General features: G+C 71.5%; 12 protein-coding genes and 3 tRNA genes. 12 read left to right on the forward strand and 3 right to left on the reverse strand.

Annotated features, from left to right (window positions below; all coding sequences use genetic code 11):
• Positions 1–100 precede the first annotated feature (100 nt).
• Positions 101–1,186, forward strand: a complete 1,086-nt coding sequence (locus ABZ318_RS28385; protein WP_356905309.1) for a hypothetical protein — start codon at positions 101–103, stop codon at positions 1,184–1,186.
• Here ABZ318_RS28385 and ABZ318_RS28390 read toward each other — a convergent pair.
• Positions 1,171–2,307: a M48 family metallopeptidase gene (locus ABZ318_RS28390; RefSeq protein WP_356905310.1), complete on the reverse strand. Its 1,137-nt coding sequence runs from the start codon at positions 2,305–2,307 to the stop codon at positions 1,171–1,173. The two genes, ABZ318_RS28385 and ABZ318_RS28390, sit on opposite strands and share 16 nt — an antisense overlap.
• Positions 2,308–2,435: 128 nt before the next feature.
• Here ABZ318_RS28390 and ABZ318_RS28395 point away from each other — a divergent pair, with 128 nt between their 5' ends.
• The 7 genes from ABZ318_RS28395 (at position 2,436) to ABZ318_RS28425 (ending at position 6,664) form a co-directional block, all read left to right on the forward strand.
• Positions 2,436–2,642, forward strand: coding sequence for a hypothetical protein (locus tag ABZ318_RS28395; protein ID WP_356905318.1), 207 nt, complete (start codon positions 2,436–2,438; stop codon positions 2,640–2,642).
• 83 nt (positions 2,643–2,725) lie between these two features.
• The gene (locus ABZ318_RS28400) at positions 2,726–2,887 is read left to right on the forward strand and encodes a hypothetical protein (protein ID WP_185893249.1); all 162 of its coding nucleotides are present in this window, start codon (positions 2,726–2,728) and stop codon (positions 2,885–2,887) included.
• Between the two features lie 53 nt (positions 2,888–2,940).
• Positions 2,941–3,561 carry a nicotinate-nucleotide adenylyltransferase gene (gene nadD, locus ABZ318_RS28405; protein ID WP_356905311.1) on the forward strand — a complete coding sequence of 207 codons (621 nt, stop codon included), beginning with the start codon at positions 2,941–2,943 and terminating at the stop codon, positions 3,559–3,561.
• A 19-nt stretch (positions 3,562–3,580) separates the two neighbouring features.
• A complete protein-coding gene (locus ABZ318_RS28410) occupies positions 3,581–5,290 on the forward strand; it encodes an LCP family protein (protein ID WP_356905312.1) in 1,710 nt (569 codons plus the stop codon).
• Positions 5,291–5,373: 83 nt separating this feature from the next.
• Positions 5,374–5,838 carry a ribosome silencing factor gene (gene rsfS, locus ABZ318_RS28415; RefSeq protein WP_030684910.1) on the forward strand — a complete coding sequence of 155 codons (465 nt, stop codon included), beginning with the start codon at positions 5,374–5,376 and terminating at the stop codon, positions 5,836–5,838.
• On the forward strand, positions 5,835–6,488 hold the full coding sequence (locus ABZ318_RS28420) for a histidine phosphatase family protein (protein ID WP_356905317.1): 654 nt from the start codon (positions 5,835–5,837) through the stop codon (positions 6,486–6,488). Before rsfS ends, ABZ318_RS28420 begins: the two co-directional genes overlap by 4 nt.
• A gap of 103 nt (positions 6,489–6,591) precedes the next feature.
• A tRNA-Ala gene (locus ABZ318_RS28425) sits at positions 6,592–6,664 on the forward strand.
• On the opposite strand, the gene ABZ318_RS28430 is transcribed toward ABZ318_RS28425, so the two are convergent.
• On the reverse strand, positions 6,646–7,575 hold the full coding sequence (locus tag ABZ318_RS28430) for a helix-turn-helix transcriptional regulator (protein WP_356905313.1): 930 nt from the start codon (positions 7,573–7,575) through the stop codon (positions 6,646–6,648). The two genes, ABZ318_RS28425 and ABZ318_RS28430, sit on opposite strands and share 19 nt — an antisense overlap.
• Before the next feature lie 101 nt (positions 7,576–7,676).
• Between ABZ318_RS28430 and ABZ318_RS28435 the strand changes: the two genes are divergently transcribed.
• Together ABZ318_RS28435 and ABZ318_RS28440 are read left to right on the forward strand one after the other, a co-directional pair.
• Positions 7,677–9,110 carry an MFS transporter gene (locus ABZ318_RS28435; protein WP_356905314.1) on the forward strand — a complete coding sequence of 478 codons (1,434 nt, stop codon included), beginning with the start codon at positions 7,677–7,679 and terminating at the stop codon, positions 9,108–9,110.
• Between the two features lie 137 nt (positions 9,111–9,247).
• Positions 9,248–9,481: a hypothetical protein gene (locus tag ABZ318_RS28440; protein ID WP_030211122.1), complete on the forward strand. Its 234-nt coding sequence runs from the start codon at positions 9,248–9,250 to the stop codon at positions 9,479–9,481.
• Here ABZ318_RS28440 and ABZ318_RS28445 read toward each other — a convergent pair.
• Complete coding sequence (locus ABZ318_RS28445) at positions 9,460–10,680, reverse strand: glycosyltransferase 87 family protein (RefSeq protein WP_356905315.1); 1,221 nt, start codon at positions 10,678–10,680, stop codon at positions 9,460–9,462. The two genes, ABZ318_RS28440 and ABZ318_RS28445, sit on opposite strands and share 22 nt — an antisense overlap.
• A 122-nt stretch (positions 10,681–10,802) precedes the next feature.
• Here ABZ318_RS28445 and ABZ318_RS28450 point away from each other — a divergent pair.
• Positions 10,803–10,875 (forward strand) — tRNA-Ala (locus ABZ318_RS28450).
• A gap of 71 nt (positions 10,876–10,946) precedes the next feature.
• Positions 10,947–11,019: transfer RNA gene (locus ABZ318_RS28455), tRNA-Ala, on the forward strand.
• Positions 11,020–11,069 lie beyond the last annotated feature (50 nt).

Here is an 11,069-nt window from a genome sequence, read left to right on the forward strand (position 1 = left end):
CACGCCCTGAGGCCCCCCGCACACCCTGACGGCGGAATTCTTCCGAACTTGTCGTGTACCTGGGCGTTTACCGGAGCCCGTGCAGACCTACCCTGAAGATATGGCAGGGCGTGGCGACCCGCCTGAGGGGACGCCCGAGGGGTTCCCCGGCGGTGGTGAGGACGAGTACCGATCCGTCGTCTTCGACGAGGCGTTCATCCGTGCTGCCCACCTCCAGGAGCTCTCCGCGCAGGAGCGGATGGGCGAGTACGCCCAGGCCGTCCGAAGCCGCTCCTCCTGGGAGAGCCGGAGCGGCTCCCGCCAGGCGGTCCTGCTCGTCCTGCTGATCCTCCTCGCCTTCGGCACCGCCATCTACCTGGGCGTCCGCAACCCCTACCAGCCCCCCGTCGACCAGCGGGCCGAGCCCCTGCGGACCACCGTGGTCCCGCTCGCCCCCCAGGGCCCCGTCCCGGGCGGCACGCCCGCCCTGCTCTTCGCCCACAGCCCGGCCGCCGAGTACCGCACCGGGGCCGCCGGCATCAACCTGCCCGTCGCCGGGCGCACCTCCCACTTCGCCGAGAGCCAGGTCGTCACCGGCCTCAGCATCGCCAAGGACTACCTGGTGGCCTCCGCCCTGGAACCGGACGTCCTGTCCGGGGCGACCGTCCGGCCCGCGCGCCTGCTGCTCGACCCGGACCAGCTGGAACAGTTCGACCGGAGCGTCGAGTCCCCCGCCGACGACGGGCGGCACGCCCTCGCGGCCTGGCTGATCCGCTTCGACCCCCGGCAGGTGGCCCTCGCGGAGCCCGCCGCCCGCGTGCAGGGCATCCTCCGCTTCGAGGAGACCGGCCCCGACACGCTGGACGTCACCGCCGACCACACGTACACCTACGCGCTCCGTCCGGCCGCCCAGGGCGCGGGGCCGGTCGCCGCGGCGTCCCTCTTCACGGTCCACCGCGTGGTGCACTTCCGCTTCGACCGCGAAGACCTGCGGATGCACCGCGCCGAGCTGCTGACCAGCACGGTCGAGGCCGGTCCGCAGGCTTGCGGCGCCGACACCACGGGCTCCCTGAAGCCGCTCCTGGCGGGGGAGCGGGCCTCGGACGCGGGCGGCGGTCCGGCGGTCACCGATCCGTACGCCACCGCCCGGCCCGCCGCCCCCGCGCTGTGCGGAGCCCTGGCGCCGGGTGCTCAGCCCTCGCTCTGACCGTCCCCGGCCCCGTCGCCCGTCGACCCGTTCCCGGCCCCGCCTCCGGCGCCCTTGGCGTCCCCGCCGTCCGCCTTCTGAGTGCCCTGGCCGCCGCCGAACCGGTTGCGCAGCCGTCCGCCCAGATCGCCCGCCAGGTCACCGGCGCCGCCGGCTATGTCCCCGACCAGCTTCATCAGGGGATCCTTGCTGGTCCGCACCGTGTCGGCGTAGTGTCCGGCCGACTCGCGGAAGGAGTCCGTGACCGAGGTGTCCTTGTCCTCGGAGCGCTTCGGGTAGTGCCCGTCCATGATCCGCTGGAAGTCGCGGCTCTCCGACCACTTCTTCAGCTCCGACGCCCGGACGGTGGTGAAGGGGTGCGAGCGCGGCAGCACGTTGAGGATCTTCAGGACCGAGTCCCGCAGGTCCCCGGACTTCTCGTACTCGTCGGCCTGGGCGAGGAACGCGTCCACGTTCATCTCGTGCAGGTGGTTGCCGCCGGCGATCTTCATCAGACCGCGCATCGAGGCCCGCACGTCCTGGCCCACGAGGAGGCCGGCCCGGTCGGCGGAGAGCTCCGACTTGCGGAACCACTCGCGCAGCGCCGTCACGATGGCCGTGATCGCGACCGTACCCAGCGGGATCCAGGCGATCTTGAGCGCGAGGTTGGTGAGGAAGAGCAGGACCGTGCGGTACACGGCGTGCCCGGAGAGGGCGTGTCCGACCTCGTGGCCGACGACCGCCCGCATCTCCTCCTCGTCGAGGAGCTCCACCAGACCGGTGGTGACCACGATGATCGGCTCGTCCAGGCCGATGCACATCGCGTTGGGCTTCGGGTCCTGGGTGACGTACATCGGCGGGACCTTCTCCAGGTCCAGGATGTAACAGGCGTCCCTCAGCATGTCGTTGAGGTGGCTGAACTGCGCGTCGCTCACCCGGACGGAGTCCGAGAGGTAGAGCAGTCGCAGGCTGCGCTCCGGCAGCAGTCCGCTGAGCGCCTTGAAGGCCGTGTCGAAGCCGCTGAGCTTCCGCAGCGCCACGAGGGCCGAGCGGTCGGCCGGATGCTCGTAGGCCCGCGAGGAGATCCCGGGGAACCGCTTCCGCTGCCTGCTCGGCACGTTCCCCTGGTCGTTCTCGGTCATGGATGCCCCCTGTTCGTACGAGTCGGTGCTCGTCCCCCTGACTGAACCCAGCGTAGGCGTTGGCGCTACCGTGTGCCGGAGCCTGTGGATAACCAGGACACCGAGGACGACCGAAGGGCACGACCGACATGTCGGACACCGCAGACGCCACAGCCGCCCTGCTCGCGGCCGCCGCCGCACAGCAGGGGCTGGGCGACACGCTCCGGATCGTGCTGCTCGTCTCGCTCGTGGGCGGCGTCCTGCTCGCCTGGTTCCTGCTGCGCGGGTACCGCACCGACGACACTGCCGACACCGGCGGCGACGGCGACGGCACGGACCGCGGCGCCAACGCCTGAGTCGGCGTGAGCGCGCCGCGACCGCCCGCATACGATGTGCGCGAAGTCTCCGCTCCCATCCCCGATCGATAGGTCTGCCGAAGATGAGCCTCCACAGCACCGCCGCCCACCTGGTCACCCTCGCCGAGGGTGCCGAGCACGGCGGCAACCACGAAAGCCTCAGCCCCTACCTCACCGGCTTCGGTGCCTTCGGCGCCCTGCTTCTGCTGCTGTGGATCACCACCCGCTTCAACCGCGACCGCTGAACCTTCAGACCGCTGATCCGGCGTCCGCCGCCATGCCAGTAGGCTCTGCACGCATGGGAGAGCAGGAAGTGCCTACTGGCGGGCGCGGCAAGCGCCGACTCGGCGTGATGGGCGGGACCTTCGACCCGATCCACCACGGACACCTGGTGGCGGCCAGCGAGGTCGCCGCCCTGTTCCATCTGGACGAAGTGGTGTTCGTACCGACCGGGGAGCCGTGGCAGAAGAGCCACAAGGTCGTCTCCGCGGCCGAGGACCGCTATCTGATGACGGTCATCGCCACGGCGTCCAACCCGCAGTTCTCCGTGAGCCGGATCGACATCGACCGCGGCGGTGCGACCTACACCATCGACACCCTGCGGGACCTGCGGTCTCTCAACAGCGACTCGGACCTGTTCTTCATCACCGGGGCCGACGCGCTGTCGCAGATCCTCACCTGGCGCGACGCCGAGGAGCTCTTCTCGCTCGCCCACTTCATCGGCGTCACCCGACCGGGTCACGACCTCACCGACGACGGACTGCCCAAGGGCGGGGTCTCGCTCGTCGAGATCCCCGCGCTCGCCATCTCCTCCACCGACTGCCGGGTCAGGGTCGCGCAGGGCGATCCCGTCTGGTACCTGGTCCCGGACGGCGTGGTGCGCTACATCGACAAGCGCCAGCTGTACCGCGGCGAGTGAGCTTCGGGGAGGGGCACCGGTGAACGATCAGCAGCACCCGTACGACCCGTACTATCCGCGGCCGCAGATCATCGGCTACGACGAGTACGGGCAGCCGGTGTACCAGCAGCCGCAGGCACAGCAGCAGCAGCCCGCACAGCACTACGACCCGTACGCCGGGCAGCAGCAGCCGCAGCAGACGTACGGCTACGACCCGTACGCCCAGCAGCCGCCCGCCCAGGAGCCGGGCCTGCCTCCGCAGTACGACCCCTACGGGCAGCAGGGCTATGCCTACCCGTCCTACGACACCGGACAGCAGTGGGCCGCCCAGCCCGAGCCCGCGCCCGTCCAGGCTCCCGCGCCCGTCCAGGCCCCCGTCCAGGCGGTGCCGGCGGCCCCCGCCCCCGTCGCGGCCCCGGCCGGAGTCCCCGGCCAGCGCCCCGCCTCCGAGCGGCCCGCCCCGCCGCGGCAGGACGAGGACGACCGCGCGTACCGCACGGAGCAGTTCTCGTTCATCGAGGAGCCCGACGAGGACTCCGAGGACGTCATCGACTGGCTCAAGTTCACCGAGAGCCGCTCGGAGCGGCGCGAGGAGGCCAGGCGGCGCGGCCGCAACCGGATCGTCGCGCTCGTCGTCGTCCTCGTGCTCGCCATCGCCGGCGGCGTCGGCTACCTCTGGTCGGCGGGCCTGCTCCCCGGTTCGTCCGCCCCGGAGGGCAAGGGCGGGAACGCCGCGACCGGCCCGCAGCAGCGCGACACGATCGTCGTCCACCTCCACGACCTCAAGAACGGCACCACCTCCACCGCCCTGCTCGTGGACAACGCCACCACCCGCCAGGGCACCACGGTCCTCCTCCCCAACTCCGTCGTCGTCGCCGACGCCGAGGGTGCCGGGACCACCCTCGGGAAGTCCGTCGAGGACGACGGCTCCAGTGGCACCCGGGAGGCGATCGGCAACCTGCTCGGGACGAAGATCACCGGCACCTGGCGGCTGGACACCCCCTACCTGGAGAACCTCGTCGAGTCCGTCAGCGGTATCGAGATCGACACCGACACGGACGTCCCCGACACCAAGAAGGGCGCCGAGCCGCTGGTCCGGAAGGGCGAGAAGCAGACGCTCAACGGCCGCGCCGCCGTCGCCTACGCCACCTACCGGGCGCCCGGCGAGGCCGAGGCCAAGCAGCTCCAGCGCTTCGGCGGGGTCATGTACGGGGTGCTGCGCAAGTTCTCCAGCGACCCCGAGACGGCCACGGTCACCATCGAGACCCTCCAGCAGATCCTCGACCCCTCGCTCCCGGAGAAGGACCTCGCCGCCTCCCTGGCCAAGCTCGCCGAGCACGCCAAGATCGGCGACTACAAGACGGCCCTGCTCCCGGTGGGGCAGGACGGCGCGCTGACCGAGGGCGCGAGCGACAGCGTGGTGAAGGACATCCTGGGCGGCAAGGTCACCGCCCCCGAGGCGGGCGAGGTGCCCCGGGTCTCGGTGCGGGACGGTTCCGGCAAGAAGGCGGCCGAGGCGGCCCGGATCGTCCTGATCAACGGCGGCTTCACCTTCGTGGGCGGAGCCGACGCGGAGATCCGGGAGAAATCGCAGGTCCTCTACGGCGACGACGCCCAGAAGGCGACGGCCACCGAGGTGGCCAAGACGCTGGGGCTGCCCGCCTCCTCCGTCGAGAAGGGCAAGCCCTCGGGAACGATCGCGGTCACCGTGATCCTGGGCCAGGACTACAAGGTCCCCGGACCCCGGTAAGGGGCGCCGGGAAAACGCCGACGGGGTCGTCGGCGGTCCGTGAGACCCTGGAGGGGTACTGGACCGCCGACGAAAGCCTGCTTGTGACCGCTACGGACCGTTCCATCGAGCTCGTCAAGACCGCCGCCCAGGCGGCCGCCGACCGGCTCGCGCACGACATCATCGCGTACGACGTCAGCGACGTGCTGTCGATCACCGACGCCTTCCTGCTCGCCTCCGCGCCCAACGACCGCCAGGTCAAGTCGATCGTCGACGAGATCGAGGAGCGGCTGCTCAAGGAGCTCGGCGCCAAGCCGGTCCGCCGTGAGGGCGACCGCGACGCGCGCTGGATCCTCCTGGACTACGTCGACATCGTCGTCCACGTCCAGCACAGCGAGGAGCGGGTCTTCTACGCCCTCGAGCGGCTGTGGAAGGACTGCCCCGAGCTCGACCTGCCCGAGGACGCCGTGAACACCCGCGGCAAGGCCGCCGAGCACGCCGCCCTGACCGGTGCCGACATCGAGGCCGGCTCCGGCCTTCCCGAGGGACCGGACGGTGAGCTGAGCTGAGCGCCACCAAGGGCGGCAGAGGCCGCCGCATCGTCCTCTGGCGCCACGGCCAGACCTCCTGGAACCTGGAGCGCCGCTTCCAGGGCTCGACCGACATCGAGCTGACGGAGACCGGCGTCGCCCAGGCGCGCCGGGCCGCACGGCTGCTCGCCGCGCTCAAGCCGGACGCCATCGTGGCCTCCGACCTGAAGCGGGCGGCGGCCACCGCCGCGGAGCTCGCGTCGATCACCGGCCACACCGTCGCCCACGACTCCGCCCTGCGCGAGACGTACGCGGGGGAGTGGCAGGGACTGACCCACGAGGAGATCGTCGCGCGGTACGGCGAGCAGTACGCAGCCTGGAAGCGCGGGGAACCCGTGCGCCGGGGCGGCGGCGAGCTCGAGACCGAGGTGGCCGACCGGGCCGCCCCGGTGGTCCTGGAGCACGCCGACAAGCTCCCCGAGGACGGCACGCTCGTCGTGGTCAGCCACGGCGGCACCATCCGCACCACCATCGGCCGGCTCCTGGGTCTGGAGGCCCGGCACTGGGAGAGCCTGGGCGGGCTCTCCAACTGCTGCTGGTCGGTCCTCGGCGAGGGCGCGCGCGGCTGGCGCCTGATGGAGCACAACGCCGGCACGCTGCCCGAGCCGGTCCTCGGCGACGACGACTGAGCCCACGACCGGCCTGCCGGACCCGGATTTCACTTTCCGGCAGGTCACAGGCTAGAGTTCTTCTTGTTCGGAGCGCCCGGCGCGAAGAACACGAAGAACACAAGGGGCTATAGCTCAGTTGGTAGAGCGCCTGCATGGCATGCAGGAGGTCAGGAGTTCAATTCTCCTTAGCTCCACAGTCACCGGATCCCGTCCCCGTAAGGGGGCGGGATTCGTCGTTCTGTCGCGGGGCCCGCAGGGCCTCGATCCCCTGGCTGCTCTCCTCGTCGCTCGGCGAGTACGTCACGATCCGGCACTCCGGCATCCCGTTGACCGAGAGGGAGACCGAGGTCAGCCGGACCTCGCCCACCAGCTCGTGCCGGAAGGTCTTCACTCTCGTCCCCGGCGGGACCACGTCGCCGCTGCGCCACAGCCGGGCGAACTCCGGGCTGGCCTCCGCGAGACGCCGTACGAACTCCTCCCAGTCGGGCTCGCCCACGTGGCGGCCGTACGCGCCCCGCAGCTGGGCCACCATCAGCGGCAGCTCCTTCTTCCGGTCGACCACCGGGCACTTGGGCCGAGGAGTGGTGAACAGCCCCCACAGCACGTTGCGTATGCCGAACGGGCCGGTCTCCAGTCCCTCTCCGTCCTGGAAGAAGAGCCGTTCGTACAGGGCGTTGGTCGCCAGCACGTCGTACCGCGCGTTGTAGAGCACCGCCGGGAGCGGGTCCAGGGCGTCGAGGATCCCCTGGATCTCCGGGCTCACCTCCGGGACGTCAGAGGCCGGCCGGTCCGGGGCGTACGGCACTTCGGCGAGGTGGTAGAGATGCTCGCGCTCCGGCCGGTCGAGCCGGAGGGTGCGGGCCACCGCGTCGAGGACCTGCGCGGAGGCGTTGATCGGCCGGCCCTGCTCCAGCCAGGTGTACCAGGTGACGCCGACGCCGGAGAGCTGGGCGACCTCCTCGCGGCGCAGCCCCGGTGTGCGCCGGCGGAGGCCCGGCGGCATGCCCACGTCCTCCGGGGTCACCCTGGCCCGGCGGCTCCGCAGGAACGCGGCCAGTTCCGGTCGTCGCCGACGCTGCGTCGGTAGCGCTGCCACAATCGTCACACCCCCATGGTCGAGTCCCCGTGCCGCCGCTGCCAGGTGGTGTCAGTACCAGCATCGGCGGGCTCTCGTTACCCGTATCCGATCACGGTCACGCTCTTCGCATGACCTCGACCGCAACACGTCCCGCACCCAGTAAAGACCGGGCCACCGACAACCGCCCCGGCCTGCTGCTCGGAGTGGTGCTCGCCGCCCAGTTCATGGCGCTCCTCGACGTCTTCATCGTCAACGTCGCCGCTCCCACCATCCGGACCGAACTCTCCGCGTCCGGAGGCGCGCTCCAGCTCGTCATCGCCGGCTACACCATCACCTACGCGGTGCTGCTGATCACCGGGGCCCGTCTCGGAGACCTGATCGGCCACCGGCGGGCGTACCTCGGCGGCCTCGCGCTGTTCACCGCCGCCTCGCTCGCCTGCGGACTCGCCGCGGGCGCAGGGCAGTTGATCGCCTTCCGGCTGGTGCAGGGTGCGGGATCGGCCCTGATGATCCCTCAGGTGCTGAGCCTCATCCAGCGCAACTTCACGGGCGAGCGCCGGGTCCGGGCCCTCAGCGCCTACTCCGCGGTCCTGGCCACCGGCGCGGCCGCCGGTCAGGTCGTCGGCGGCGTCCTGGTCAGCGCCGACCTCTTCGGCACCGGCTGGCGGCCGGTCTTCCTGGTCAACGTTCCCCTCGGGATCGCCCTGCTCGTCCTCGGCGTCCGGGTGCTGCCCCGCGACGCCCACGCCGGGGCCACGCGTGCGCGTGCCCTCGATCTGCCGGGTCTGCTCCTCCTCGCCGCCGCCGTGTCCCTGCTGACCGTCCCCCTGGTCCTCGGCCAGGAGCAGGACTGGCCGCTGTGGTCCTGGCTCTCCCTCGGCGGCTCACTGCTGCTCGCCGTCGTCTTCGGCGCCTACGAGTCCCGGCTCGCACGGCGCGGCGGCACCCCGCTGATCGCCCCGCGCGTGCTCCGCGTCCCCGGGATGGGGCGGGCCGTCCTCTGGATCTCCGTGGCGATGGGCGTCAACGCCGGCCTCCTGTTCACCCTGACCCTGTACCTGCAGGGCGGGCTCGGCCACAGCGCCCTGCGCGCCGGGCTCACCTTCGGACCCGCCGCCGTCGCCTTCGGTGCCGTCGGCCTGACCTGGCGGCGCTGCCCGGCCCGGCTGCACCGCGCGCTGGTCCCGGCCGGATTCCTGCTCGCGGCCGCGGCGCTCCTCGCCGTCGGAGGGCTGCTCGCGGACGGCGGCACCGGCGGCTGGGGGCTCTACCCGGCCCTGGGCGCGTTCGGCGCGGGGATCTCGCTGGCCTTCAGTCCGGCCCTGACCGGGGCGCTGGCCACCGTACGCCCCGAGGACGCGGCCGACGCCAGCGGGCTGCTCGCCACCGTCACACAGCTCGGGCAGCTCGTGGGCGTCGCCACGTTCGGCACCTTCTTCCTCGGCCGGTACGCGGGTTCCGGAGCTCAGGACTCCGCCGACGCGCTGTGGGCGACCGCCCTCGCCCTGGCCGCCGCCTCCGTCGTGGGCGCCGCCGCGGGACTGCCGCGACGATCACGCTGACCCTCTTGCGGGGCCATGGCAGAATCGGACGGCCGGAGGGGGACGACGATCCGGACGGGAGGGTGACCCAAGTGCTCGGCGACAACGGCGGGGTGTCCTATGGGTGCACGGCCTGCGGCCACAGCTGGAGCTGATTGATGGGTGCACACAGGCGGAAGTGCGACTGGTGCGGCAGCGGCACGCCCATCGTGCGCGACATGGACCCCGTCAATCCCGATTTCCAGTACTGGTGCGAGGAGTGCGCGCGGGCGCTGATCATAAAAGGCGACCCCATCGAGACCTACCGCGAGCTGGAGGGGGAGCCGATCTACGGCCGGCTCCTCGACGAGCACTGCACCCTCAAGCGGTTCTACTCCTTCGCGACGGCCTGACGCCGCAGCGTCAGCGCGTACCCCACGAGCAGCGCCGTCGCCGTCAGCGGATAGATCGCCGACAGCAGCATCTGCCCGGCGTTCTGGTCCAGTTCGGGGCGGCCCGGGTCGTGCGGGACCCACCACAGTGCGAACGAGGCGAAGGCCAGCGCCACCGCCCCCGTCACCGGCCACGCGCGCGTGGCGCGGTCCGCGAGCAGGATCAGCAGGGGGACGCACCAGACCCAGTGGTGGGACCACGAGATCGGGCTGATCATCAGCGCCGTGAACGCGCAGACGACCACGGCCACCGCCTTGTCGCCGCGCACCGCCGCCCGTACCGCGAGCACCATCGCCGCGCCGCCCAGGAGGGCCGCCGTCACCGCCCACCACATGCCAGGGTCGTCCGTGTGCATCAGCCGGGCCAGGACCCCGCGGATCGACTGGTTGGCGGTCTCCTCGGCGAAGCCGACCCGGCCGGTCTCGAACAGGGTCTCCGTCCAGAACCGCTTCGAGTCCGCGGGCAGGGCGAGCGCCACGGCCAGTGTCGTCCCGAGGAACGCCCCGGTCGCCGTCAGCGCCGTGCGCAGCCACTGGTTCATGCCCCGGTCCCTGCGCCACAGCAGCAGACCGGCGACGAGCAGGAGGACCACGAAGAGCCCCGGGGTGAGCTTCACCGCGGTCGCCAGGCCGATGCCGAGGCCGGCCCAGCGGCTGCCCTCGCGGCGGGTGAGGTCCCACAGCACCGCCACCGCTATGAGCAGGTTGATCTGGCCGTACCGCAGGGTCGTCCACACCGGCTCGCACCAGACCACGACGGCGGCGACCCACAGGGTGGTGCGCCACAGGTCCGTCCGCGACAGCGAGGGGCGGACCAGCTGGAGCGACAGCTGCACCAGGGCGACCACCAGGAGCAGGTTCCCCGCCGTCGTGAGCGTCCGCATCAGCGGGACGTCCACCAGGGTGAGCGGGACGAACAGAAGCGCCGCGAAGGGCGGGTAGGTCATGCCGAGGTTCGCCGAGGTCGCGCGCATCGCGTACAGGTCGCCGCCGGCCCGGACCGTCTCGCCCTCGGCGCGGTAGACCATCACGTCGAGCATGTTCACGTGGGCGAGGCGTTGCGCCACCCAGAAGGCCGTGAACGAGAGCAGACAGACCGCCGCGGCGGTGGCCAGGGGCCACGGCCGGGCGCGGGTTCGGGAGAGCACGGAGACGGACACAGTCGGCGACCCTACCCGGGCCCCCGGAGAGGCCGGGGAAACGGATTTGGCGATCTGCCGGGCGGGCCGTTAATGTTCTGTCCGTCGCCGCGAGGAACACGGAAGCGGGGACGGCGAAACAAGGGGCTATAGCTCAGTTGGTAGAGCGCCTGCATGGCATGCAGGAGGTCAGGAGTTCAATTCTCCTTAGCTCCACAGAACGGAAGCTGGCCATCCGGATCGGATGGCCAGTACCGGTTCTGCGGTAATCTGAAATTCCCGCACGCGGGGCTATAGCTCAGTTGGTAGAGCGCCTGCATGGCATGCAGGAGGTCAGGAGTTCAATTCTCCTTAGCTCCACAGATGAGAGAAGCGGGGGCCGCCCGCCCGGGGGGCGGGGGGGGGGGGTT

Source organism: Streptomyces sp. NPDC006197 (assembly GCF_040613865.1).
Taxonomy (GTDB): Bacteria; Actinomycetota; Actinomycetes; order Streptomycetales; family Streptomycetaceae; genus Streptomyces.